The organism is Enterobacter cloacae complex sp. 397G4 (assembly GCF_050031515.1).
Lineage (GTDB): Bacteria > Pseudomonadota > Gammaproteobacteria > Enterobacterales > Enterobacteriaceae > Enterobacter > Enterobacter hormaechei_C.
This window is the reverse complement of record NZ_JBLGWE010000001.1, coordinates 1,490,155-1,513,831: the sequence shown is the minus strand read 5'-3', so window position 1 is coordinate 1,513,831 and position 23,677 is coordinate 1,490,155. Positions and strand designations below refer to the sequence as shown.

Annotated in this window: 22 protein-coding genes; 7 read left to right on the top strand and 15 right to left on the bottom strand. The window is 58.6% G+C overall.

Features of this window, described 5'->3' with window-relative positions:
* The first annotated feature begins 17 nt into the window (after positions 1–17).
* Positions 18–926, top strand: a complete 909-nt coding sequence (yvcK, locus tag ACQG1Y_RS07195) for a uridine diphosphate-N-acetylglucosamine-binding protein YvcK (protein WP_017384936.1) — start codon at positions 18–20, stop codon at positions 924–926.
* A gap of 78 nt (positions 927–1,004) precedes the next feature.
* Here the strand turns inward: yvcK and uvrB are convergent, their stop codons facing one another.
* Entirely contained in the window at positions 1,005–3,020 is a 2,016-nt protein-coding gene (uvrB, locus tag ACQG1Y_RS07190; RefSeq protein ID WP_015571085.1) for an excinuclease ABC subunit UvrB, read from the bottom strand.
* A gap of 748 nt (positions 3,021–3,768) precedes the next feature.
* Here uvrB and ACQG1Y_RS07185 point away from each other — a divergent pair.
* Complete coding sequence (locus ACQG1Y_RS07185) at positions 3,769–4,491, top strand: ABC transporter ATP-binding protein (RefSeq protein ID WP_045343737.1); 723 nt, start codon at positions 3,769–3,771, stop codon at positions 4,489–4,491.
* Here ACQG1Y_RS07185 and bioD read toward each other — a convergent pair.
* From bioD to bioB, 4 genes are read right to left on the bottom strand one after another with little or no spacing between them, the layout of a single operon-like run.
* On the bottom strand, positions 4,454–5,155 hold the full coding sequence (bioD, locus tag ACQG1Y_RS07180) for a dethiobiotin synthase (RefSeq protein ID WP_023303329.1): 702 nt from the start codon (positions 5,153–5,155) through the stop codon (positions 4,454–4,456). The genes ACQG1Y_RS07185 and bioD overlap by 38 nt on opposite strands.
* Positions 5,148–5,903, bottom strand: coding sequence for a malonyl-ACP O-methyltransferase BioC (gene bioC, locus ACQG1Y_RS07175; RefSeq protein ID WP_063413335.1), 756 nt, complete (start codon positions 5,901–5,903; stop codon positions 5,148–5,150). The genes bioD and bioC overlap by 8 nt, the downstream gene beginning before the upstream one ends.
* A complete protein-coding gene (bioF, locus tag ACQG1Y_RS07170; RefSeq protein WP_032102637.1) occupies positions 5,887–7,044 on the bottom strand; it encodes an 8-amino-7-oxononanoate synthase in 1,158 nt (385 codons plus the stop codon). Before bioF ends, bioC begins: the two co-directional genes overlap by 17 nt.
* Positions 7,041–8,081: a biotin synthase BioB gene (gene bioB, locus ACQG1Y_RS07165; protein ID WP_023303328.1), complete on the bottom strand. Its 1,041-nt coding sequence runs from the start codon at positions 8,079–8,081 to the stop codon at positions 7,041–7,043. Before bioB ends, bioF begins: the two co-directional genes overlap by 4 nt.
* An 86-nt stretch (positions 8,082–8,167) precedes the next feature.
* Here bioB and bioA point away from each other — a divergent pair, with 86 nt between their 5' ends.
* Together bioA and ACQG1Y_RS07155 are read left to right on the top strand one after the other, a co-directional pair.
* Positions 8,168–9,457 carry an adenosylmethionine--8-amino-7-oxononanoate transaminase gene (gene bioA / locus ACQG1Y_RS07160; RefSeq protein ID WP_017694117.1) on the top strand — a complete coding sequence of 430 codons (1,290 nt, stop codon included), beginning with the start codon at positions 8,168–8,170 and terminating at the stop codon, positions 9,455–9,457.
* Positions 9,458–9,504: 47 nt separating this feature from the next.
* The gene (locus ACQG1Y_RS07155) at positions 9,505–9,981 is read left to right on the top strand and encodes a kinase inhibitor (protein ID WP_003858531.1); all 477 of its coding nucleotides are present in this window, start codon (positions 9,505–9,507) and stop codon (positions 9,979–9,981) included.
* 84 nt (positions 9,982–10,065) lie between these two features.
* On the opposite strand, the gene hutH is transcribed toward ACQG1Y_RS07155, so the two are convergent.
* From hutH to hutI, 5 genes are all read right to left on the bottom strand, one after another.
* The gene (gene hutH, locus ACQG1Y_RS07150; protein ID WP_015571090.1) at positions 10,066–11,586 is read right to left on the bottom strand and encodes a histidine ammonia-lyase; all 1,521 of its coding nucleotides are present in this window, start codon (positions 11,584–11,586) and stop codon (positions 10,066–10,068) included.
* Positions 11,583–13,271, bottom strand: a complete 1,689-nt coding sequence (gene hutU / locus ACQG1Y_RS07145; protein WP_086524347.1) for a urocanate hydratase — start codon at positions 13,269–13,271, stop codon at positions 11,583–11,585. Before hutU ends, hutH begins: the two co-directional genes overlap by 4 nt.
* A gap of 127 nt (positions 13,272–13,398) precedes the next feature.
* Complete coding sequence (locus ACQG1Y_RS07140) at positions 13,399–14,133, bottom strand: histidine utilization repressor (RefSeq protein WP_017384945.1); 735 nt, start codon at positions 14,131–14,133, stop codon at positions 13,399–13,401.
* A 19-nt stretch (positions 14,134–14,152) separates the two neighbouring features.
* On the bottom strand, positions 14,153–15,091 hold the full coding sequence (gene hutG, locus ACQG1Y_RS07135; protein ID WP_086524346.1) for a formimidoylglutamase: 939 nt from the start codon (positions 15,089–15,091) through the stop codon (positions 14,153–14,155).
* Positions 15,088–16,311 (bottom strand): imidazolonepropionase, encoded by a 1,224-nt coding sequence (gene hutI, locus ACQG1Y_RS07130; RefSeq protein ID WP_045349295.1) that lies wholly within the window; start codon positions 16,309–16,311, stop codon positions 15,088–15,090. Before hutI ends, hutG begins: the two co-directional genes overlap by 4 nt.
* Before the next feature lie 223 nt (positions 16,312–16,534).
* Here hutI and ACQG1Y_RS07125 point away from each other — a divergent pair, with 223 nt between their 5' ends.
* On the top strand, positions 16,535–17,818 hold the full coding sequence (locus ACQG1Y_RS07125; RefSeq protein ID WP_003858537.1) for a putative acyl-CoA thioester hydrolase: 1,284 nt from the start codon (positions 16,535–16,537) through the stop codon (positions 17,816–17,818).
* Positions 17,819–17,920: 102 nt separating this feature from the next.
* On the opposite strand, the gene pgl is transcribed toward ACQG1Y_RS07125, so the two are convergent.
* Positions 17,921–18,916, bottom strand: a complete 996-nt coding sequence (gene pgl, locus ACQG1Y_RS07120) for a 6-phosphogluconolactonase (RefSeq protein ID WP_033486383.1) — start codon at positions 18,914–18,916, stop codon at positions 17,921–17,923.
* Positions 18,917–19,035: 119 nt separating this feature from the next.
* Here pgl and ACQG1Y_RS07115 point away from each other — a divergent pair, with 119 nt between their 5' ends.
* Positions 19,036–19,854, top strand: a complete 819-nt coding sequence (locus tag ACQG1Y_RS07115) for a pyridoxal phosphatase (RefSeq protein WP_017384949.1) — start codon at positions 19,036–19,038, stop codon at positions 19,852–19,854.
* Here ACQG1Y_RS07115 and modC read toward each other — a convergent pair whose 3' ends face one another.
* The 4 genes from modC to ACQG1Y_RS07095 form a co-directional block, all read right to left on the bottom strand.
* Entirely contained in the window at positions 19,855–20,913 is a 1,059-nt protein-coding gene (gene modC / locus ACQG1Y_RS07110; protein ID WP_017384950.1) for a molybdenum ABC transporter ATP-binding protein ModC, read from the bottom strand. It lies immediately after the preceding gene.
* Complete coding sequence (gene modB, locus ACQG1Y_RS07105) at positions 20,913–21,605, bottom strand: molybdate ABC transporter permease subunit (RefSeq protein ID WP_003858545.1); 693 nt, start codon at positions 21,603–21,605, stop codon at positions 20,913–20,915. Before modB ends, modC begins: the two co-directional genes overlap by 1 nt.
* Positions 21,602–22,378, bottom strand: coding sequence for a molybdate ABC transporter substrate-binding protein (modA, locus tag ACQG1Y_RS07100; protein ID WP_039271312.1), 777 nt, complete (start codon positions 22,376–22,378; stop codon positions 21,602–21,604). The genes modB and modA overlap by 4 nt, the downstream gene beginning before the upstream one ends.
* 178 nt (positions 22,379–22,556) lie before the next feature.
* Entirely contained in the window at positions 22,557–22,709 is a 153-nt protein-coding gene (locus tag ACQG1Y_RS07095) for an AcrZ family multidrug efflux pump-associated protein (RefSeq protein WP_003858549.1), read from the bottom strand.
* Positions 22,710–22,836: 127 nt separating this feature from the next.
* Here ACQG1Y_RS07095 and modE point away from each other — a divergent pair, with 127 nt between their 5' ends.
* Positions 22,837–23,625 (top strand): molybdenum-dependent transcriptional regulator, encoded by a 789-nt coding sequence (gene modE, locus ACQG1Y_RS07090; protein WP_015571099.1) that lies wholly within the window; start codon positions 22,837–22,839, stop codon positions 23,623–23,625.
* The last annotated feature ends 52 nt before the right edge of the window (positions 23,626–23,677 follow it).

The following is a 23,677-nucleotide window of genomic DNA, read 5'->3' as shown; positions in this document are numbered from 1 at the left end:
CAGGATAAGGAATAGGTATGCGCAATCGCACTTTTGCGGATCTGGACCGTGTGGTCGCTCTTGGCGGAGGTCACGGTCTGGGACGAGTGATGTCGTCGTTATCGTCACTGGGCTCGCGCCTGACGGGCATCGTGACAACAACGGACAACGGCGGCTCAACCGGGCGGATCCGACGTGCTGAAGGCGGGATTGCCTGGGGTGACATGCGCAATTGCCTCAACCAGCTTATCACGGAGCCAAGCGTGGCCTCGGCGATGTTTGAGTACCGTTTTGGCGGGAATGGTGAACTTTCAGGCCATAACCTTGGAAATCTGATGTTAAAGGCACTTGATCACCTGAGCGTGCGCCCTCTGGAAGCGATCAATTTAATTCGTAACCTGTTAAAGGTGGATGCATTCCTGATCCCGATGTCCGAACAGCCGGTGGATTTAATGGCGATCGATGCCGACGATCACGAAGTGTATGGTGAAGTGAATATCGACCAGCTTCTTCTTCCGCCAAAAGAGCTAATGACCTACCCCAGCGTACCCGCAACGCGTGAAGCGGTAGAAGCGATTGCCGAGGCCGATCTGATCCTGATTGGGCCGGGAAGTTTTTATACCAGCCTGATGCCGATCCTGCTGGTGAAAGAGCTGGCGCAGGCGCTGCGCAGAACGCCTGCGCCCATGGTCTATATCGGTAATTTAGGCCGCGAACTCAGCCCGGCGGCGGCAAGCCTGTCGCTGGCGGATAAGCTGGACCTGATGGAACAGTACGTTGGTAAGAAAATTATCGATGGTGTCGTGGTCGGGCCGAAAGTGGATGTATCGGGGATTGGCGATCGCGTGGTGGTGCAGGAGCCGCTGGAAGCCAGCGATATTAAATATCGCCACGACCGCCATTTGCTGCGCGAGGCGCTGGAGAAGGCGATTCAGGCATTAGGTTAGGTTCGTTTTGTGCGGCCTGATGCCCTCACCCCGGCCCTCTCCCACAGGGAGAGGGAGAAAACGCCACCGGGCAAAAAACTACGATGCCGCAATAAACAGATCCCGCAGCTGATGCAGCTGATCGCGGATTTGCGCGGCCTCTTCGAACTCCAGGTTCTGCGCATGCTGCATCATCTGCCCTTCCAGCTCGTGGATCTTCTGCTGCAACGCTTTCGGCGTCAGCGCGACGGTATCCTCTTCCACCACTGAACGGGCCTTGCCGCGGCCTTTCGCTTTGGTCTTCGCAATGTTCTGACCCAGCGCCAGGATATCCACCACCTTCTTGTTCAGCCCCTGCGGCGTGATGCCGTGCTCTTCGTTGTAGCGCTGCTGCTTCTCGCGACGACGTTCCGTTTCGCCAATCGCTTTGGCCATCGACGGGGTGATTTTATCCCCGTACAGGATCGCCTTCCCGTTGACGTTACGCGCGGCGCGGCCAATGGTCTGGATCAGCGAGCGCTCGGAACGCAGGAAGCCCTCTTTGTCCGCGTCCAGAATCGCCACCAGCGACACCTCAGGCATATCCAGCCCTTCTCGCAGAAGGTTAATGCCGACCAGCACGTCGAACTCGCCCAGACGCAGATCGCGGATGATCTCCATACGCTCCACGGTATCGATATCCGAGTGCAGATACCGCACCTTCTCGCCGTGTTCTTCCAGATACTCCGTCAAATCTTCCGCCATACGTTTGGTGAGCGTGGTAACCAGCACGCGCTCGTTGATGGCGGAGCGGGCACGTATTTCCGAGAGCAGATCGTCCACCTGCGTCGCCACCGGACGCACCTCGATAATCGGATCCAGCAGCCCGGTCGGACGCACCACCTGGTCCACCACGTCATCACCGGATTTTTCCAGCTCGTAGTTGCCCGGCGTGGCCGATACGTAGATGGTCTGCGGAGCAAGCGCCTCAAATTCTTCAAACTTCATCGGACGGTTGTCCAGCGCTGACGGCAGTCGGAACCCGTACTCCACCAGCGTCTCTTTACGCGCGCGGTCACCGCGGTACATCCCGCCGATCTGGGGGATCGTAACGTGGGATTCGTCGATCACCAGCAGGCCGTCCGCCGGAAGGTAGTCAAACAGCGTCGGCGGCGCTTCGCCCGGCCCGCGCCCGGAGAGGTAGCGCGAGTAGTTTTCGATGCCGGAGCAGTAGCCCAACTCGTTCATCATCTCCAGATCGAACTGGGTACGCTGGCTCAGGCGCTGCTCTTCCAGCAGCTTATTGTTCGCCAGCAGCACCTTGCGGCGGTCCGCCAGCTCGGTTTTGATCTCTTCCATCGCCTGCACAATACGCTCGCGCGGCGTTACATAGTGCGTTTTCGGGTAGATGGTGAAGCGCTGGATCACCGACTCGACGTGACCGGTCAACGGATCGAACAGCGACAGGCGTTCAACCTCTTCGTCGAACAGCTCTACGCGCAGCGCCATATCGTCCGACTCCGCCGGGAAGATATCAATCACCTCGCCGCGCACGCGGAAGGTCCCGCGCTGGAACGCCTGATCGTTACGGGTGTACTGCAACTCCGCCAGACGGCGCAAAATCGCACGCTGATCGATGATCATCCCCTGCGTCAGGTGCAGCATCATCTTGAGATAGAGATCCGGATCGCCCAGGCCGTAGATCGCCGACACCGAGGCGACCACCACCACATCACGACGCTCCAGCAGCGCCTTGGTCGCCGACAAACGCATCTGCTCGATATGTTCGTTCACCGAGGCATCTTTCTCGATAAACGTGTCGGAGCTGGGAACGTAGGCTTCCGGCTGGTAGTAGTCGTAGTAGGAGACGAAATACTCCACCGCGTTTTCCGGGAAGAACTCTTTCATCTCACCATACAGCTGCGCCGCCAGCGTTTTGTTCGGCGCGAGAACCATCGTCGGACGCTGGAGATCGGCAATGACGTTGGCAATGGTGAAGGTTTTGCCCGAACCGGTAACCCCCAGCAGGGTCTGGTGCGCCAGCCCGTCCTCCAGCCCCTCTTCCAGGCGACGAATAGCCTCGGGCTGATCCCCGGAAGGACGGAAAGCAGAATTCAGTTTAAACGGTTTACTCATGGGCGACGACCTGATGACAGAATAAGCGGCAGGTGAGTAATTTTACTCGTTGTGGCCAGGATTGCCAGTAAAAAACACTGGATGAAAAACCAGTAGCGTGTCAGGATGTTTAGCGTAGCGCAGAGAGGATTAGTGCGTTCGCGAGCCAAATTTCGACTGTGACAAAATAAAACACCAGCCTCAGGGGGTTATCCCCAGAACTATTACTTTTTTAACATTTGTCAAGGGCGGTTATGAAAGTTTTATGGCAACAGGTCTCGCTGGCGTTGAGGGAATTGCTTTTATCTAATTCGTTAAAAAATAAAGACTAATTTATTAAGCCGCGTTTCGCATCAATTTGGTTGTAACCCGCGTATTCTCTCGCTTATCGCGGGTTTTCTAACTCTAATGCACAAGGTTATCCACAGGAATAGTGGATAACTGCCTCCAGCCCGTACAGCATGCACTCCAGCAAATTCCCGGTTTTTCCCACGAAGCGGCAGTAAAAAATTTTTATCACTCTTTTTTGCCTGGAAAACGTTCATTTTTTCATAAGCGACTGGCGAGATCTTAATCACAATTCTGTCATTTCTCCTGCACCACAATTCGACATACGCAGCACCGGGAGTGTGCAATTCGTATAAACGTTCAGCTTTTGATAGTGAGTTATTCCTAAAAATGGCCTTTTTTTAATCATTATGAAGTTCCTGGCAGGCGTTTTGCAGACATCACTCTGTGCATCACCCCACACATTTTTAAGGAGAGAAAGATGTTGAGTCTGCGTGCTGTAAATCAGTTTTACGGAAGCCAACATACGCTATGGAACGTGAATATCGATTTCCCGCAAGGCATCTGTACGGGCATTGTTGGCCTGCCTGGCATGGGCAAATCCACGCTTATGAACTGCATTACCGGAAAGGTGCCCGTCGAGAGCGGCACCATCATCTGGCATGAGGCTGGCGCGCCGCCGCATAACTTGCTCAACCCTGCGTCAGCATTCCCGTCGCCGCCGACGATAGGCTACGTCCCGCAGGATCGGCGAATATTTTCCCAGCTCACCGTCGATGAAAATCTGCATATCGCTATGCGGGCGACGGGGAAACCCGATCCGGCATCAAAAAGTGACGTGTATGCCCTGTTTCCGGAGCTCTATCCGCTGCGACAGAGCCGTGCCTCTGCGCTGTCCCCTGACGACCAGTATCAGCTGGCCCTCGCCAGTGCGCTGGTTAATCGTCCGCGCGTGTTGATTCTGGATGAGCCCATGCATGGCGCAGGGCACGGTTTCGCGCGCAGGCTGGGGCAGTTGCTGGTGCGGTTGAATCGGGAGCTGGGAATGACGGTGCTGTTAGCGGAGCAACAGCTGTCGTTTATCCGCCGGGTAGCGGATCGTTTCTGCATGCTCTATCGCGGGCGTAACGTGGCACAGGGCCACGTTAACGAGCTGGATGACGACCTTATTGCGCACTGGATGGCGCGGGACATAAGGCGCTGAGGTCGAGATAGCGTCCGGTTTCCGCCTGCTCTGCGCCGTCGGCAAGCCACGGGATCTCGCCGAGAAACGGCGCAGGCAGCACCCGCTTCAGCGTCGCCAGATACTCAGCATGACGTTTACCCGGCGCTACCACGTCATTGGCAATCCACCCTGCCAGACGCAACCCGGCCTGCTGCACGGCCTGGGCGGTCAGCATGGCGTGATTGATACAGCCAAGCTTCACGCCAACCACCAGAATGACCGGAAGCTGCTCGGCCTGCACCCAGTCAGCAAATGTCTGCTCGTCGGACAGCGGGGTAAACCAGCCGCCAGCCCCCTCCACCAGCACCCAGTCGGCCTGCGTTTCCAGGACGCGTAACCCGGAAGAGAGCACCGAAAAATCAATCGGACGATCTTCATCGACGCTGACGATGTGCGGCGAGGTGGGTTCAGCAAAGGTATAGGGGTTCACCGCAGAATAGGCCAGCGTAAGGCTGCTGTTACGCTGTAGCGCCAGCGCATCGGTATTACGTAAGCCTTCCGGCGTCATCTCGCTGCCGGAGGCTACGGGCTTATACCCGGCCGTAGTTTTCCCCAGCAGACGCGCCGCCTGCAACAGCGCGGCGCTAGCAACCGTTTTACCGACTTCAGTGTCCGTGCCGGTAACAAAATAACGTTCAGTCACGTTCAATAATCCCATGAAAAAGATGATAAGAGAGCGGGAACCGGCCCCGCTCCTGCGGCCAGGCCAGCTCGAGACGCTGGAGTTGGCCGCGGGTAAGGGGTTTCTTCTCCCGTCCGGCGTGCAGGTGCGTCGCGCCTATGCCCTTAAGCGATCGCATGGCGCTTAACGCATCGCTAAATTCGAGGGTGACGGTCTGGACCACGCTGCGATAGCGCCAGCCTGCCAGCGCCTGAGTGACCTGTACGTGCGAGAGAAACCGGTTGGCGTGCGGCTGCGCATCCACTGCCCTCCACGCCTGATTCAGCTCTGGCAACGAACTTTCCAGCAGGGTGGTAAAGGCCACCGCTCCGCCGGGCCGCGCCACGCGGTATAGCTCGCGTAGGGCCTGCGGCAGGCTGGCGCACCACTGCACCGCCAGATGGCTCCAGACGAGGTCAAACAGCGCATCCTCCAGCGGGATGGCCTCGATATCGGCCACCAGATAACGGTCTGCTGACTGCTGCTGGCGGGCCTCATCCAGCATCTGCGTGGATAAATCCAGCGCCGTGACGTGGCTACCCGTTGCGCGCCAGTAGCGGCTATTGCCGCCAGGCCCGCAGCCAGCGTCGAGCACCTGCGCAAAACGCCCCTCACCGAGCGCGGCCAGCAGCCCGCGGGCGCTCAGGCGTTGCAGCTCATCGTGCTGTGAATAGCTTTGCGCTGCCCGGCCAAACGCGGCGGCAACGGCCTGTTTATTGACAGGAGACATACAGTGCCTCCAGAAGCGTATCGATATCCTGCGGCTCGTGCGCTGCCGTGAGCGTCAGACGCAAGCGCGCGGTGCCTGGCGGCACGGTGGGTGGGCGGATCGCCGTGACCCACTGCCCCCGCTCTCGTAGCGCCTGTGCCAGCATCAGCGCCCGATGGTTTTCACCCACAATCACGGGCTGAATGGCGCTGTGCGAGTCGGTAAGCCGGTAAGGCAGTGCGCTTACCCCCCGGCGAAAACGCTGAATATGGTCGGCCAGGCGCGCCCGGCGTTCAGCGCCGTCTTCGCCGCGGATCACCGCAAGCGACGCAGAGAGCGCCACGGCCTGCGCCGGGGGCATGCTGGTGCTGTAGATCAGGTGCCGGGCGAACTGCACTAGGTAATCGGCCACCGGCTCGCTGCACAACACCGCGGCGCCGCTGACGCCAAAGCCTTTGCCAAAAGTGACCACCAGCAGTTCCGGCCTGACGCGTTGCTGGTGCGCGCTTCCGCGCCCCTCCTCGCCGGTGACGCCAATGCCGTGGGCATCGTCGACCAGCAGCCAGGCGTTCTGCTGTTTTGCGACGTCATGCAAGGTGGCAAGGGGCGCGCTGTCGCCGTCCATGCTGAATACCCCTTCCGTCACCGCCAGCTGAAGCCCTGAACAGGGTTTACCCAGCAGGACGTTCAGCTGAGAGGCATCGTTATGGGCAAAACGCCGCAGCTGCGCCGGGCTGAGACTGGCCGCTTCAAGCAGGGACGCGTGGCTCAGGCGGTCCGCGATGATGCGGTCGTCTTTGCCCATCAGGGCGGCAATCACCGCCTGATTCGCGGCAAAACCGGAGATAAACAGCAGCGCCCGCGGGTAGCCCAGCCAGTCGGCCAGCTCTTCCTCCAGCGCCTGATGCGCCGTGGTGTAGCCGCTGACGTGCCCGGAGCCACCGCTGCCTACGCCGTAACGATCCGCGCCCTGCTGCCAGGCGCGAACGATCTGCGGGTGCTGGCTCAGGCCCAGATAATCGTTGCTGGAGAAATTACAGAACCGCTCTCCTTCCCGGGAGAGAAAACGGCCTGCACCGTTTTCCACTACCCTGCGCACCCGAAACGCATCCGCCGCCCGCCGCTCGTCGAGCGCGGTCCTGATACGTGCCTGCCAGGTCATACGGCTGCCGCGTTGTAGAACTGGTCGGTGTCGGCGTTAAAAATCTGCTGCTCCAGCTGCTGCTGTTGCTCGTTATCCCCCGCCTGTACCTCGGTCTGGTGCGGGTTCAGCCCCAGCTTGCGGAACAGCTGGACATCTTTGTCCTCTTCCGGGTTTGGCGTGGTCAGCAGTTTGCAGCCGTAGAAGATGGAGTTGGCCCCGGCCATGAAGCACATCGCCTGGGTCTGCTCGCTCATCTGCTCGCGACCGGCAGAGAGGCGAACGTAAGAGGTCGGCATCATGATGCGCGCCACCGCGATGGTGCGGATGAAATCGAAGGCATCCACGTCCTCGTTATCCGCCAGCGGCGTCCCTTTTACCTTCACCAGCATGTTGATGGGCACGCTTTCCGGCGGGGTCGGCAGGTTTGCCAGCTGTAACAGCAGGCCGGCACGATCTTTTACCGTCTCTCCCAGTCCCACGATCCCGCCGGAACAGACCTTGATCCCCGCATCACGCACTTTATCCAGCGTGTCCAGACGCTCCTGATAGGTGCGCGTGGTGATGATGTTGCCGTAGAATTCCGGCGAGGTATCGAGGTTGTGGTTATAGTAATCCAGCCCCGCCGCCGAGAGACGCTGCGCCTGCTCTTCGTTCAGCGTACCAAGGGTCATGCAGGCTTCAAGCCCCATCTCCTTCACCCCCTTCACCATTTGCTCCAGATAGGGCATGTCGCGGTCATGCGGATTTTTCCACGCCGCGCCCATGCAGAAGCGGGTCGAGCCAGCGTTTTTGGCCTTGCGCGCGGAGTCGAGCACTTGCTCGACTTCCATCAGGCGCTCGGATTCGAGACCGGTTTTATAGCGCGCGCTTTGCGGGCAATATTTGCAGTCTTCCGGGCAAGCCCCGGTTTTGATCGACAGCAGCGTGCTGACCTGAACATGACGCGGATCGAAGTGCTGGCGGTGCACCTGTTGCGCCTCAAACATCAGCTCCAGGAAAGGTTTGTTGAATAATTCAGTGACTTGCGACATCGTCCAGCGTGCGTGGTGAGCCATCGGGCTTCTCCAAAGGGTTTTGTTAATTGTCGGTTCGGTTTATACTTGTAAACCTAAAACTTTTCAAAATGGTTTACAAGTCGATTATGACCCAGGACGATCTCGCCTTCGACAAGCAGCATATCTGGCACCCTTACACCTCCACGACCCGCCCCCTTCCCGTCTATCCGGTAGCCTCGGCCCACGGCTGCGAGCTGCATCTTGCCAGCGGCGAGCGGCTTGTTGACGGGATGTCCTCCTGGTGGGCGGCGATCCATGGCTACAACCACCCGCGACTGAACGCGGCGATGAAAGCGCAGATTGACCAGATGTCACACGTGATGTTTGGCGGGATCACGCATCAGCCCGCGGTGGATTTATGCCGTCGCCTGGTAGCGATGACGCCTGAATCGCTGGAGTGCGTTTTCCTGGCCGACTCCGGCTCGGTGGCCGTGGAAGTGGCGATGAAAATGGCGTTGCAGTACTGGCATGCGAAGGGCGAAACGCGCCAGCGGTTCCTTACCTTCCGCAACGGCTATCACGGCGACACTTTCGGCGCGATGTCGGTATGTGATCCGGACAACTCCATGCACAGCCTGTGGAAAGGCTATCTGCCGGAAAACCTGTTTGCGCCAGCCCCGCAGAGCCGCTTCGACGGCGAATGGAACGAGATGGACATGGTGGGCTTCGCGCGGCTGATGGCGGCCCATCGCCACGAGATTGCCGCCGTTATTCTCGAACCGATTGTGCAGGGCGCGGGCGGAATGCGGATGTACCATCCCGAGTGGCTGAAGCGCATTCGGAAGATGTGCGACCGCGAAGGGATCCTGCTGATTGCCGATGAGATCGCCACCGGCTTTGGCCGCACCGGGAAATTGTTCGCCTGCGAGCATGCGGGGATCGCGCCGGATATTCTGTGCCTGGGGAAAGCGCTCACCGGCGGCACCATGACGCTCTCCGCCACGCTTACCACCCGCCAGGTTGCCGATACCATCAGCGACGGCGACGCGGGCTGCTTTATGCACGGCCCGACGTTTATGGGCAACCCGCTGGCCTGCGCCGTGGCAAGCGAAAGCCTCGCCATTCTGGAAAGCGGCGCATGGCAGACGCAGGTGGCGGCGATTGAGGCGCAGCTGAAGCAGCAGTTAAGCGCGGCGGCGGAGGCGGAATACGTCGCGGACGTCCGCGTACTGGGCGCCATTGGGGTAATCGAGACAACGCATCCGGTGAACATGGCCGCGTTGCAGCGCTTCTTCGTTGACCAGGGCGTGTGGGTGCGACCTTTCGGTAAGCTGATTTACCTCATGCCGCCGTACAGCATTTCTGCGGATCAGCTCCGCAAGCTGACCGGGGCAGTGGTTGAAGCCGTTAACACTTCAGCGCATTTCGCGATTTAACCCCATGCGTTACACTTTCTGAATGAGTGAGTAACGAGGGAAATCGGATGAAAATCATCAGTAAAGATTTGCGCGACGGCGAAAAGCTGCCGGAACGTCACGTGTTTAACGGGATGGGTTATCAGGGGGATAATATCTCTCCCCATCTGGCGTGGGACGATGTGCCAGCGGGAACCAAAAGTTTTGTCGTGACCTGCTACGATCCGGATGCGCCAACCGGGTCGGGCTGGTGGCACTGGATCGTGGCAAACCTGCCCGCCGACACGCGCGTGCTGCCGCAGGGCTCCGGTTCCGATCTGGTCGCTCTGCCTGACGGTGCGATTCAGACGCGCACTGACTTTGGCAAAGCGGGCTACGGCGGCGCGGCGCCGCCAAAAGGGGAAACGCACCGCTATATCTTCACCGTGCACGCGCTGGATGTGGACAAGATTGAGGTCGACGAAGGGGCGAGCGGCGCGATGGTAGGCTTTAACGTGCATTTCCATTCGCTGGGCAGCGCGTCGATTACGGCGATGTATTCGTAAAAAAAGCCGGGTGGCGGCTACGCCTTACCCGGCCTACATTTCGCACTCGTAGGCCCGGTAAGCGCAGCGCCACCGGGCATAAAATCACAGCACCGAAGGTAACAGCCCCACCAGCCGTCCTTCCTCCAGAAGCTGCATCGCCTTATCAATATCCGGCGCAAAGAAGCGGTCGTCATCGTAGTGCGTAACGTGCTCGCGCAGTTCCTGGCGCGCCTGCTCCAGCAGCGGGCTGGATTTTAGCCCTTCGCGCAAATCAATACCCTGACACGCCGCCAGCCACTCCACCGCCAGCACGCCGCGGGTGTTAGAGGCCATCTCCCAGAGGCGACGCCCGGCAGCCGGGGCCATCGAAACGTGATCTTCCTGGTTGGCTGAGGTTGGCAGGCTGTCCACGCTGTGCGGATGCGACAGGGCTTTGTTCTCGCTTGCCAGTGCCGCGGCGGTGACCTGGGCAATCATGAAGCCCGAGTTCACGCCGCCGTTGCGCACCAGGAATGGCGGCAGCTGGGACATGTGCTTATCCATCATCAGCGCGATTCGACGCTCAGACAACGCCCCGATTTCGGCAATCGCCAGGGCGATATTATCTGCGGCCATCGCCACCGGCTCGGCGTGGAAGTTACCGCCAGAAACCACCTCGTTTTCCTGAGCAAATACCAGTGGGTTATCGGACACCGCATTGGCTTCGACCAGCAGCACTTCTGCCGCCTGGCGCAGCTGCGTCAGGCATGCGCCCATCACCTGCGGCTGGCAGCGCAGGGAATACGGATCCTGCACCTTCTCACAGTTGTGATGCGAATCGGCAATGTCGCTGGTATCGGTAAGTACGTGGCGGTACATGGCAGCGGCATCAATCTGCCCGCGCTGGCCGCGCACCTCGTGGATGCGGGCATCGAACGGACGACGCGAGCCGAGCACCGCCTCAGTGGTCAGTGCACCGCACACCACCGCCGAGGCGAACAGATCTTCCGCTTCAAACAGACCGCGCAGCGCGAACGCGGTCGACGCCTGCGTGCCGTTGAGCAGCGCCAGCCCCTCTTTTGCCGCGAGGGTGATCGGCGTTAAGCCAGCTTTTTTCAGCGCCTCTTTCGCAGGCAGCCACTCCCCTTGCCAGCGCGCCTGGCCTTCACCCAGCAGGAGCAGCGACATATGCGCCAGCGGCGCCAGATCGCCGGAGGCGCCGACGGAGCCCTTCGCCGGGATCCACGGATAAACTTCCGCATTGACCAGCGCCATCAGCGCCTGGATCACGCTCAGACGAATGCCGGAAAACCCACGCGCCAGGCTGTTGATTTTCAACACCATCATCAGGCGGACGATCTCATCGTCCAGCGGCTGGCCAACCCCCGCCGCGTGCGACAGCACCAGCGAACGCTGTAAATTCTCCAGATCGTGCGTGGCGATGCGGGTCTGCGCCAGCAGGCCAAACCCGGTGTTGATGCCGTAGGCGGTGCGCCCCTCCGCCACAATCGCCTCCACGCAGGCCACGCTGTCGTTAATGGCACGGTGGGCGCTTTCATCAAGGGAGAGTGTCACCGGCTGACGCCAGACGTGACGCAGCTGTTTGAGCGTCAGCGAGCCGGGAGTAAGTGTTAACGCGTTCATGCAGGCTTTCCTTGTGTGGCGGGGATCATCGGCAGGTTCAGGCCCTGCTCTTTGGCACAATCAATGGCAATCTCGTAACCCGCATCCGCGTGACGCATCACGCCGGTTGCCGGGTCGTTGTGCAGCACGCGAGCGATACGAGCGGCCGCTTCATCAGTTCCGTCACAGACGATGACCATCCCGGAGTGCTGGGAGAAGCCCATCCCGACGCCGCCGCCGTGGTGCAGCGACACCCAGGTCGCGCCGCTGGCGGTGTTCAGCAGGGCATTCAGCAGCGGCCAGTCGGAGACCGCATCCGAGCCGTCGCGCATGGCTTCGGTTTCACGGTTCGGACTGGCGACAGAGCCGGAGTCCAGGTGGTCGCGGCCAATGACGATCGGCGCGGAGACTTCGCCGCTGCGCACCATTTCGTTAAAGGCGAGGCCGAGTTTTTGCCGCCACTCCAGCCCGACCCAGCAGATACGCGCCGGCAGGCCCTGGAAGTTAATGCGCTCGCGCGCCATATCCAGCCAGCGATGCAGGTGTTCGTCGTCGGCGACAATCTCTTTCACTCTGGCGTCGGTTTTGTAGATATCCTCCGGATCGCCGGACAGGGCAACCCAGCGGAACGGCCCAATGCCGCGGCAGAACAGAGGACGGATATAGGCGGGCACGAAGCCGGGGAAGTCAAAGGCGTTATTCAGCCCCATCTCTTTCGCCATCTGGCGGATGTTATTCCCGTAATCAAAGGTCGGAATCCCCATCTTACTGAAGGCCAGCATCGCGGAGACGTGTTCCGCCATGGCGCGTTTAGCCGCCAGTACCGTGCCCTCAGGATCGGTTTCCGCTTTTTGCTGGTAGTCTTCCCACGTCCAGCCTTTTGGCAGATAGCCGTGAAGCGGATCGTGAGCGCTGGTCTGGTCGGTGACCAGATCCGGACGCACGCCGCGCGCCACCAGTTCCGGCAGAATATCCGCCGCGTTGCCGCACAGGGCAACCGACACGGCTTTGCCTTCAGCGGTGTACTTTTTGATGCGCGCCAGCGCGTCATCGAGGTTGTCGGCCTGTTCATCAACATAGCGGGTACGCAGACGGAAATCGATGCGGCTCTGCTGGCACTCAATGTTCAGGGAGCACGCGCCCGCCAGCGTCGCGGCCAGCGGCTGCGCGCCGCCCATGCCGCCCAGTCCGGCGGTGAGCACCCAGCGGCCTTTCAGTGATCCGTTATAGTGCTGACGGCCCGCTTCCACGAAGGTTTCATACGTGCCCTGCACAATCCCCTGGCTGCCGATGTAGATCCAGCTACCCGCGGTCATCTGGCCGTACATGGCCAGCCCTTTTGCGTCCAGCTCGTTGAAGTGTTCCCACGTCGCCCAGTGCGGCACCAGGTTGGAGTTGGCAATCAGCACGCGGGGCGCATTTTTATGGGTTTTGAATACGCCAACCGGTTTGCCGGATTGCACCAGCAGCGTTTCGTCGTTTTCGAGATTCGTCAAAGACTCGACAATCGCGTCATAGCACGCCCAGTTGCGCGCGGCGCGGCCAATGCCGCCGTAGACCACCAGCTCGTGGGGATTTTCTGCTACCTCAGGATCAAGGTTGTTCATCAACATGCGCAGCGGTGCTTCGGTGAGCCAGCTTTTTGCGGTGAGCGTGGTGCCGCGCGCGGCGCGGACATCCTGCTTGCGGTATTTATCTGACGACATTGTGTGTTCCTCATAAGGGACAGGTGATGCATTTAGATATACTTGTATAGACAAGCACACACAAGGTCGGATTTAACAAAAAAGATACAATTTTGCTATATTGCGTTAGCGATCACGCTTATAAAACTTATGACATAAAGTGGCCCTGCAACCGGTAGCGATTCCCCGGGAATAGCAGCTTCGCATGCGATACAATTTGCGAGGACGACCAGGTACGACGGCGGATCAGCAGACAGGGATCGTGCTCTTTAATACGCAACAGCTCGCACTCCTGCGGCGTGGCGCGCACGGCTTCCACGATATGCTCCCCTTCCGTCAGCGGGGCGACGAGCGAGAGATACGCATGCGGTGTGGTTTGGGTGTAATCCTGGCTCAGGTAGTCCGGTATCCGCTCCGCGTTGACGCAGCGGTCTTCAATCTGGACCGGAATGTCGTTCTCATAATGCACCATCACCGAATGGAAAATCCGGGTGCCCTCGGTAACGTTCAGCTCGATGGCCTGTTCGGCGCTGGCCTGCGTCTCTTCAAGCACCAGCACCTCGCAGTGGTGCTGATGGTTGCGGGCGGCAATTTCATCGGCAATGCTGCGGATTTCAAACAGCGCCGACTGTCCTTTTGGCTCGGCGACAAAGGTTCCGACACCCTGCAAACGCACCAGCAACCCTTCATCGGTCAGTTCACGCAGTGCGCGGTTGATGGTCATTCGGCTAAAGCCAAACTGCGCCACCAGCTCGGCCTCGGACGGAATGCGGTCGTGCGGGCGCCAGACGCCGGCGGCGATTTTTTCGCTGATCGCCTGCTTCACCTTTTCGTAAAAAGGCGCGGGAGGGCTCGGCTGCGGCAGGGGCGAGCGTGAAAACATCATGACTCCTTGAATGTTGTTATGCCCACCAGTGAGCAATTTGCCAGGCCAATCGGGCGGCGAGCTTAGCGCCCTGACCGTCCCGATCGTAGTGCGGATTAAATTCCACCAGATCCGCCGCCTGTAGTTTACCGCTTCGGCAGATACGCTCAATCACCGGGAACAGATCCAGCGCCGGGATCCCCAACGCCGCAGGGGCGGACACGGCGGGCATTTCTGCGGCAGGCAGCACATCAAGGTCAACGGTGAGATAAACCCGGTCTGCCTGCGCAAGCACGTTATCCAGCACGGATAGCGCATCCCGGCGAAAATCGAGATCTTCAACCAGCGTCACGTTCAACCGCTCAGCTTCCTCCCACAGCGCCTGAGTATTCGCCGCACGGCTTACCCCCAGGCAGGCGTAGTGAAACACCCGCGACTGAGACGCGCAGTAGTGCGCCAGCTGGCGGAACGGCGTGCCGGACGTTGCCCGTTCGGCCTTGCGTAAATCGAGGTGCGCATCCAGGTTGATCACCGCAAGGCGATCGTTCGGAAAGGCGTCCAGCACGCCGCGCCCGTGCGCCCAGGCGGTTTCATGTCCACCACCGAAAACCAGAGTACGCATCCCGGATTGCTGGCACGCGGTTATGGCCTCGCTCAGCGCCTGCTGTGCCGCCTCCAGCGCGTGGCCTTCAACATAAATAGCGCCCATATCCACGAGGCGCGCATGCCCCTGATGGCTCGCCATATTCGCCAGCGCGCCACGCAACACATCGGGCGCCTGTGCAGCACCGGGCCTGCCCTGGTTACGCTTAACCCCTTCATCACATTCAAAGCCCAGCAGGGCGATGCCTGACGGCGCGGGAGAAAAGTGTTTGCGCTGCTGTATGGTCTGGAAGAGACGTTTCGCGGTGCTGGACTCGGCGCTGTCGTCACGACCCTGCCAGACCTGCGGAGAGACGGGATGCCACAGTTTCATGCTACCTGCCCCCGAAACACGCGTTGATACATAGGATTCCGCCCCGGCTCGTAAACCATCTCAACCGGATGATTCGCCTCCCAGACGACGAAATCAGCCACATAACCGGGCTTTAACTGCCCGTGCGTCGCACCACGTCCTAGCGCCTGCGCCGCATGCCGCGTCACGCCAGCCCAGGCCTCTTCCGGCGTGAGGCCAAACTGGACGCAGGCCATGTTCATTGCCAGATGCAGGCTGGCAAACGGGCTGGTGCCCGGATTGTAGTCGGTAGCCACCGCCATCGGCACGCCCTGCTCTCTCAGCTGCGCCACCGGTGGACGCTGGCGCTCCTGAAGAAAATAGAACGCGCCGGGGAGCAATACCGCCACCGTGCCGCTTTGCGCCATCGCCTGAATACCTTCATCATCAAGATACTCAATATGATCGGCCGACAGCCCTTTATACTGGCTGACCAGCGCCGCGCCGCCGAGATTCGACAGTTGTTCTACATGCCCTTTTACCGGGATCCCGAGCGCGGCGGCGGCCCGGAACAGGCGCTCGGTTTGCGCCGGGGTAAAGCCGACGTTTTCACAAAACACGTCCACCGCTTCAAATAACTCTTTTTGCCACAGCGTGGGCATGATCTGCTCACAGACCAGCGCCAGATAGGCATCCGGATCCTGTCGGTACTCGGCAGGAACGGCGTGCGCGGCCAGCAGCGTCGGGCTGATATCGACCAGATTATTCAGGCTGAGCTGGCGGGCAACCAGCAGCATTTTCTCTTCGGCTTCGGCATTCAGTCCGTATCCCGATTTGATTTCAACGGTCGTTACGCCTTCATTCATCAGCCGCTGGAGTCGCTGCTGCGCCACCGTCAGGAGCGTTTCCGGCGAACTGTTGCGGGTGGCCGTGACCGTGGCGTTAATTCCGCCGCCCTGCGCGCTAATGGTCTGATATGACACGCCGTTAAGCCGTTGCTCCCATTCCGCTGCGCGATCGCCGCCGAACACCAGATGGGTGTGGCAATCGATCAGGCCGGGGGTAACCAGACGCCCGTCGAGATCGACACACTGACGATGCCCGGAGGGGATCTCGGATTCAGGAATAATGGCCAGAATCGTCTGGCCGCGCACAACGAGGGCATGTTGTTCTCTCAGGCCGTAGGGCTCCGCCTCACCTGTCGCCAGGGTTGCCAGTCGCGCATTTCGCCATATCACATCATCGGGATGAAGCTGCTGCATGTGCCTTCCACTTGTCATGGGTTGTATAGACATTTATTTTCATCTGCCGCCTGCTGTCAACCGCATTGGGGGAAAATGTTATTTATTTGTGATGACTTTCCCGTCGCCTGCGGGCAAAAATGCAACTTTTCCGGTTTTTATCTTCCCGTTTCGCTCAACTTAGTATAAAAAAGCAGGCTATTTCGTCTATCCAGATAAGACTTGCATACCCAGGAGCATTACCTTGAATATTTCCAGGATTTCCCGTCTGGCGTTGGCACTCGCCTTTGGCGTGACTTTATCCGCTTGCAGTTCAACACCACCGGATCAGCAACCTTCTGAGCAGGTTGCTCCGGGCACCGCTTCCCGTCCGATCCTGTCAGCGGCTGAAGCGAAGAACTTCACCCGTGCGCACTATTTCTCGGCGATGGATCCCAATGCAGCCCCGTGGACGCCTTCTTCTATTAACCTGCCGAAACAGCCAGACTTCGTTGTCGGCCCGGCCGGGGCGCAGGGCGTTACACACACCTCTATTCAGGCAGCCGTTGATGCCGCAATCACCAAACACAGCGCATCTCGTCAGTACATTGCCATCCTGCCGGGTGAATACGAAGGAACCGTTTATGTTCCGGCGGCACCGGGAAGCATTACGCTTTACGGCCTGGGCGAAAAAGCGGTCGACGTAAAAATTGGCCTGGCGATTGATTCAGAGATCGACAGCACCACCTGGCGCCATCTGGTGAACCCGGCCGGTAAATACATGCCAGGTAAACCGGCGTGGTATATGTTTGATAACTGCCAGCGCAAGCGTGCCGCCACCATTGGCGTGATGTGTTCGGCGGTATTCTGGTCACAGAACAATGGCCTGCAATTGCAGAACCTGACCATTCAGAACACCCTGGGCGACAGCGTTGACGCAGGTAATCATCAGGCCGTGGCGCTGCGTAGCGATGGCGACAAGGTACAGATTAACAACGTCAATATCCTGGGCCGCCAGAACACCTTCTTCGTGACCAACAGCGGCGTGCAGAATACCCTTCAGAACAACCGTCTGACGCGTACTCTGGTCACCAACAGCTACATTGAAGGCGACGTGGATATGGTCTCTGGCCGCGGCGCGGTGGTATTTGATAACACCGACTTCCGCGTGGTGAATTCACGTACGCAGCAGGAAGGTTACGTCTTTGCCCCGGCCACGCAGTCTAACCTGTTCTATGGCTTCCTGGCCGTGAATAGCCGCTTTACTGCTGCTGGCGATGGCGTGGCGCAGCTTGGTCGCTCTCTGGACGTGGACTCCGCCACTAACGGCCAGGTCGTGATCCGCGACAGCGTGATTAACGAAGGCTTTAACATGGCGAAACCGTGGGCGGATGCGGCGATCTCGAAACGTCCTTTCTCCGGCAACACCGGCACGGTGGATGATAAAGACAACGTGCAGCGTAACCTGAACGACGCTAACTTTAACCGCATGTGGGAATACAACAACCGCGGTCTGGGTAGCAAAGTGGTTGCTGAGCCGAAGCAGTAAAATGCCTGCTGCCGGGTGGCGGCTGCGCCTTACCCGGCCTACCTCATGCATTAACCGCGCATAAAAAAACCTCGCATTTGCGAGGTTTTTTTCGTCTACGGATCAATGAGCGTTAATCACAACCCACATCGGCCCTTGTCCGACCGCATAGCGTCCTTTCTCTTCCAGTAGACCCTGCACGCCCCGGATTTCATAGAGCGCAATGTGGTGGGATTTCTGCCCCGCCGCAATCAGGTATTTGCCGCTGTGATCGACATTAAAGCCGCGCGGCTGGGTTTCTGTCGGCTGGAAGCCTTCAACTGCCAGAACGCTGCCGTCTTCAGAGACGCTGAAGATGGTGATCAGACTGGAGGTACGGTCACAGGCATACAGGTGACGGCCATCCGGCGTAATGTGAATGTCTGCCGCCCAGCGTATGTCGGAGAAATCAGATGGCATCATGTCCAGCGTCTGTACGCACTCGATCTGCCCGTTAGGATCATTCAGTTCCCACACGTCTACCGAGCTGTTCAGCTCGTTAACGACATAGGCATACTGCTGATTCGGATGGAAGACCATGTGGCGCGGGCCTGCGCCTTCCACGGTGGTGACTTCCGCCGGGCTCTGCGCGACCAGATGGCCGTCATCGCTCAGGGTGAACAGGCAGATGCGGTCCTGCTTAAGCGCTGGCACCCACAGCGTGCGGTTATCCGGCGAAATGTTAGCGGAGTGGCAACCTTCGAGCCCTTCTACCACGTCGACGGTTTCAACGGGAATACCGTCTTCCAGGCGGGTGACGCTCACGCAGCCTGCATTGTAGGAGCCGCTGAAGATAAAGTTGCCTTTATGGTCAGTGGAAATATGGGTCGGGCTGCCCGGCAGCGGGGCTTCTGCGGTATAGGTCAGCGCGCCGTCATCCGGGGAGATACGGTATGCCAGTACGCGGAATTCCGGGCGTACGCCGACATAAAGAAAACGTTTATCCGGGCTGACGACCATCGGCTGCACCTGGCCTGGCACATCAACAACCTGAACCAGCGTAAGCGAACCTTCTGTATTCAAACGCCAGACATGGATCTGCTGACTTTCAGGACTGGCGGTATAAACGGTTTGTTTCATGAATACTCCTGATTATTTTTAACGGTGAATGCTGAATTGTAGTCCGGGATTTTGCAGGGTTCCGCTCTCGGTGTACCATCCCGACAGACCTTAAATTCAACATTAACCCGGAAGAAAAAATGACCTCGCGAGTGATTGCCCTGGATTTAGACGGAACACTGCTTACCCCTCAGAAAACCCTGCTCCCCTCTTCTCTTGAGGCCCTCAAACGAGCCCAGGAAGCGGGGTATCAACTTCTCATCGTAACGGGTCGACATCACGTAGCCATTCATCCTTTTTATCAGGCACTGGGCTTAGATACACCTGCAATTTGTTGTAATGGCACCTATTTGTATGATTATCAGGCAAAAAAGGTTTTAGCCTCCGATCCGCTTCCCGTTACGCAGGCGCTGCAATTGATTGATTTACTGGATGAGCATGCCATTCACGGCCTGATGTATGTGGATAACGCCATGGTGTATGAACGCCCTACCGGCCATGTGATCCGCACCAGCAACTGGGCTCTGTCTCTGCCGGAAGCGCAGCGTCCGGTGTTCACTCAGGTTTCCTCCCTGCGCCAGGCGGCGGAAGACGTCGACGCAATCTGGAAATTTGCCCTGACCGATGAAGACACCGCCAAACTGAATACCTTCGCAAAACATGTCGAGCATACGCTGGGTCTGGAATGTGAATGGTCCTGGCACGATCAGGTGGATATCGCCCGCAAAGGCAACAGCAAAGGAAAGCGTCTGACCCAGTTCGTCGAATCGCAGGGCGGATCAATGCAGGACGTAATTGCCTTCGGCGATAACTATAACGACATCAGCATGCTGGAAGCGTCCGGAACGGGCGTGGCGATGGGTAATGCCGATGACGCGGTGAAAGCGCGCGCTGACGTGGTGATTGGCGATAACACCACCGACAGCATCGCGCAATATATTTATACCCACCTGCTGTAATCAGGCGGTTATGGAAACGCTCTTGATTTGCGCGTAAAGCCACAGGCCAGGCTTGATGCCCAGCTCATCCCTGGCCCACGGGCTGATGCGCGCCCACAGCGTTCTGTTGCCTACTTCCAGCTGCACTTCCACCTGGCCGTTATCATCAAAACACTGCGCCACTTTTGCGCGCAAAATATTGCGGATACTGGTTTGCAGCGGCGGTTGCAGGACCAGGGAGACATCCGACGCCTGAATGCGGATCCGTAACGTGGACTGAATCGGCGTATCGATTTTATTCACCCACAAATGCTGATCGCCCAGCGCCAGCGCGGTCATCGCGTAGTGCGGATGGTGCTCCAGCACGCTCACCTTCAGAATGCTGCTCTGCTGCTCCTTTGGCAGCCATGGATGCATAACGCTGCTGCCCCACACCTCCTCCAGATTGCCGAATGCCTTCACCCTGCCCGCTTCCAGCACCAGCACTTTGTCGGCCAGATGTAAGATCTCATCCAGCGAATGGCTGACGTAGAGCATTGGCACGTTGATTTCCCGCGCCAGACGTTGCAGATACGGCAGCAGCTCGCGCTTGCGCGGAATATCCAGCGAGGCCAGCGGCTCATCCAGCAGCAACAGTTCCGGCGCGGTTAACAGGGCGCGGCCAATCGCCACGCGCTGTTTTTCACCACCCGACAGCGACGACGGCAGACGATCCAGCAGCGGTTCGATGCCCAGCAGCGCCACCAGCTTATCGAACTGTCCGGCCATGCTTTTTGCCATGCCGTAACGCAGGTTCCCGCGAACGCTGTAGTGCGGAAACAGGCGCGCATCCTGAAACACATAGCCGATACGGCGTTTGTCCGGTGACAGGCAGACCTTCTTCTCCGCGTCATTTAAGACGCGGTTATTTAGCACAATACGGCCAGACTGGGGACGCGTCAGGCCGCTAATCGCATTAATCAGCGACGTTTTCCCCGCCCCGGACACGCCAAAAATGGCGGTGATACCGCTGGCAGGCAGCGTTTCGTTCAGCGTCAGGGTGTGGCTGCCCAGGGTTTGCGTAAAGTTGAGTTCCAGCATCACGATTTCCCCATCCGTTCACGGCTGAGGCGCGCCAGCCACTCAGATACCAGCAGCGAGACCAGAGCGAGCACAATCGAAATAATACACAGCCGGGCCGCCGCACCTTCGCCGCCCGGGGTCTGAATCAGGGTATACATGGCCGACGGGATGGTCCGCGTCTCGCCGGGAATGTTCGACACAAAGGTGATGGTCGCGCCAAACTCACCCAACGAGCGGGCGAAGGCTAACACCGTACCGACAATAATGCCCGGTAACGTGAGCGGAAGCGTAATGGTCAGGAATACCCGCCAGCGGCCTGCGCCCAGCGTGCGGGCGGCCTGTTCTAACCGGATATCCACCCCTTCCAGCGCCAGGCGGATAGCGCGCACCATCAGCGGGAAGGACATTACTGCCGCGGCCAGAACCGCGCCGCGCCAGCTGAAAGCAAAGGTCAGTCCGAACCAGTCGTACAGCCATTCGCCGATAAAACCGCGTCGCCCCATGGAGATCAGCAGCAGATATCCGACCACCACAGGCGGTAAGACAAGCGGAAGATGGAGAACACTGTCGAGCAGGGCTTTGCCTGGAAACTTCACGCGAACCAGTAACCAGGCAAAGAACACCCCAAAGGGCAAACTCAGCGCAACCGCCAGGGAAGAGACTTTCAGGCTCAGCAGCACGGCCTGCCATTCAGGTTCGGTCAATATCATTCGTGAGTCGTAAATCCGTAACGTTTAAAGATCGCGGACGCTTCCGGCCCCTTCAGGTAGTCAACAAAGGCCGTCACGGTCGCATTTTTATGTCCATCAACTATCGCAACAGGATATTCTACTTTCTTATGCGAATCTTCCGGGAAGGTGCCCACCACCTTCACACCTTTACTGGCGACGGCATCGGAGCCGTAAACGATCCCGAGTGGCGCTTCGTTACGCTCCACCAGCGCCAGCGCGCCACGCACATCTTCTGCGGGAGCCAGCTTCGGCGATAAGGTCTCCCATGCACCCAGTTTTTGTAGCGCTTCTTTCGCATAAATCCCGGCAGGAACATGCTCCGGATCGCCTACTGCCAGACGGCCACCGTTGAGCAGACGGGTCCAGTCCGTCTGTTTGTTGATGGCGATGTCGTCCTGCTTGCTGTTTGCGGGCGCGACCACCACCAGGCTATTTCCCAGCAGCGTTTCGCGGGTAGCCGTATCAACAGATTTTTTCTCCACCGCGTAATCCATCCATTTCTGATCGGCAGAGATGAACAGATCCGCGGGTGCCCCCGCTTCAATCTGGCGGGCCAGCGTGGACGAGGAGGCAAACGACGAGACCACCTCGACGTTTTTCTCTTTTTTGTATACCGCAGCAATATCCTGCATCGCGTTAGTCAGCGACGCCGCCGCAAAGACCGTGATTTTTCCTTCATCCGCCAGTGCGTGGGCGGTGAGTGAGAGAGTCAGCGTTGCCCCTGCGAAAAGGCGTACCCATGAACGTGCCATTTGAAGCTCCTGTGCGTGTCGTTATATACAAATAAATATAACGACATATCGCAGGCGTTCCTAGCGCTAAATCGTACCCATTAATGCGTAAACTCAAGGAACGTTGTAAAAGATATCGGCGGGAAAGGAATAAACTTGAGAGCAAAACGCCCGGGCTGGCCGGGCGTTTTGGAGGAAATCATTGCTGCTTTTTAGGCTGGTCACGACGATGACCAATGTTCGAAAAGACGTTGAACACTTCACCCAGGCCGTAGATGGCACCGAGGATGATAGCCATCACTACTGGCACCATGATTACCGCGAATACCAGACTTTTCAACAACTCTAACATGGTTTTCTCCAGATCTTGTGAACGGCTTATTCTACCCTGAAAAGTAAGAAAAACATCCCCTTTTGTGCGGTGCGCTTTCCGCCCCCGGGCATTTGGGTCACAATAGCCTTTTTACCGGGACACTGTTATGCAGGCCGAAATTCTCCTCACCCTACGACTTCAGCAGAAGCTTTTCGCCGATCCGCGACGCATCGCCCTGTTAAAACAAATAGAACAAACTGGCTCGATTAGCCAGGGCGCCAAAAACGCCGGTATCAGCTATAAAAGCGCCTGGGATGCGATTAACGACATGAACACCCTGAGCGAACACACGCTGGTTGAGCGCGCCACCGGCGGGAAAGGCGGCGGCGGCGCCGTGTTGACGCGTTACGGGCAACGTCTGATCCAGCTCTACGATTTACTGGCGCAGATCCAGCAAAAAGCATTTGATGTGCTGAGCGATGACGACAACCTGCCGCTGGACAGCCTGCTGGGCGCCATCTCCCGTTTCTCTTTGCAGACCAGCGCCCGCAACCAGTGGTTTGGTACGGTGACGGGGCGCGATCATTCGCAGGTGCAGGAGCATATAGAGATTCTGCTCGCGGACGGTACGACGCGCCTGAAAGCCGCCATCACCGCGCAAAGTGGTCAACGCCTTGGGCTGAACGAAGGTCAGGAGGTGCTGGTATTACTTAAAGCGCCCTGGATCAGCATCGCACTCAACCCTGAGCAGGCCGCAGAGGCCGACAACCAGCTACGCGGGCGTATCAGCCACATCGAGCGCGGCGCAGAACAATGTGAAGTGCTGATGACCCTGCCGGATGGACAGTTGCTCTGCGCCACCGTTCCGGTGAACGACGCGACCGAATTAGACGAAGGTGCTGTGGTGACCGCATATTTCAATGCAGACAGGGTAATTATCGCCACATTGTGCTAAGCGCATTGACAACTCTGCTTACACTGAGTATCCCTGACATCTGTTGCTGCAA

What these genes read in the sequence shown, in the direction of transcription:
- modC (WP_017384950.1), bottom strand. Translation starts at nt 20,913, where the DNA reads ATGCTGGAACTCAACTTTACGCAAACCCTGGGCAGCCACACCCTGACG.
- bioB (WP_023303328.1), bottom strand. Translation starts at nt 8,081, where the DNA reads ATGGCTCACCACGCACGCTGGACGATGTCGCAAGTCACTGAATTATTC.
- yvcK (WP_017384936.1), top strand. Translation starts at nt 18, where the DNA reads ATGCGCAATCGCACTTTTGCGGATCTGGACCGTGTGGTCGCTCTTGGC.
- pgl (WP_033486383.1), bottom strand. Translation starts at nt 18,916, where the DNA reads ATGAAACAAACCGTTTATACCGCCAGTCCTGAAAGTCAGCAGATCCAT.
- ACQG1Y_RS07115 (WP_017384949.1), top strand. Translation starts at nt 19,036, where the DNA reads ATGACCTCGCGAGTGATTGCCCTGGATTTAGACGGAACACTGCTTACC.
- ACQG1Y_RS07095 (WP_003858549.1), bottom strand. Translation starts at nt 22,709, where the DNA reads ATGTTAGAGTTGTTGAAAAGTCTGGTATTCGCGGTAATCATGGTGCCA.
- ACQG1Y_RS07185 (WP_045343737.1), top strand. Translation starts at nt 3,769, where the DNA reads ATGTTGAGTCTGCGTGCTGTAAATCAGTTTTACGGAAGCCAACATACG.
- ACQG1Y_RS07155 (WP_003858531.1), top strand. Translation starts at nt 9,505, where the DNA reads ATGAAAATCATCAGTAAAGATTTGCGCGACGGCGAAAAGCTGCCGGAA.
- uvrB (WP_015571085.1), bottom strand. Translation starts at nt 3,020, where the DNA reads ATGAGTAAACCGTTTAAACTGAATTCTGCTTTCCGTCCTTCCGGGGAT.
- modE (WP_015571099.1), top strand. Translation starts at nt 22,837, where the DNA reads ATGCAGGCCGAAATTCTCCTCACCCTACGACTTCAGCAGAAGCTTTTC.
- bioF (WP_032102637.1), bottom strand. Translation starts at nt 7,044, where the DNA reads ATGACCTGGCAGGCACGTATCAGGACCGCGCTCGACGAGCGGCGGGCG.
- hutH (WP_015571090.1), bottom strand. Translation starts at nt 11,586, where the DNA reads ATGAACGCGTTAACACTTACTCCCGGCTCGCTGACGCTCAAACAGCTG.
- ACQG1Y_RS07140 (WP_017384945.1), bottom strand. Translation starts at nt 14,133, where the DNA reads ATGTTTTCACGCTCGCCCCTGCCGCAGCCGAGCCCTCCCGCGCCTTTT.
- hutU (WP_086524347.1), bottom strand. Translation starts at nt 13,271, where the DNA reads ATGTCGTCAGATAAATACCGCAAGCAGGATGTCCGCGCCGCGCGCGGC.
- bioC (WP_063413335.1), bottom strand. Translation starts at nt 5,903, where the DNA reads ATGTCTCCTGTCAATAAACAGGCCGTTGCCGCCGCGTTTGGCCGGGCA.
- modA (WP_039271312.1), bottom strand. Translation starts at nt 22,378, where the DNA reads ATGGCACGTTCATGGGTACGCCTTTTCGCAGGGGCAACGCTGACTCTC.
- bioA (WP_017694117.1), top strand. Translation starts at nt 8,168, where the DNA reads ATGACCCAGGACGATCTCGCCTTCGACAAGCAGCATATCTGGCACCCT.
- hutG (WP_086524346.1), bottom strand. Translation starts at nt 15,091, where the DNA reads ATGAAACTGTGGCATCCCGTCTCTCCGCAGGTCTGGCAGGGTCGTGAC.
- hutI (WP_045349295.1), bottom strand. Translation starts at nt 16,311, where the DNA reads ATGCAGCAGCTTCATCCCGATGATGTGATATGGCGAAATGCGCGACTG.
- modB (WP_003858545.1), bottom strand. Translation starts at nt 21,605, where the DNA reads ATGATATTGACCGAACCTGAATGGCAGGCCGTGCTGCTGAGCCTGAAA.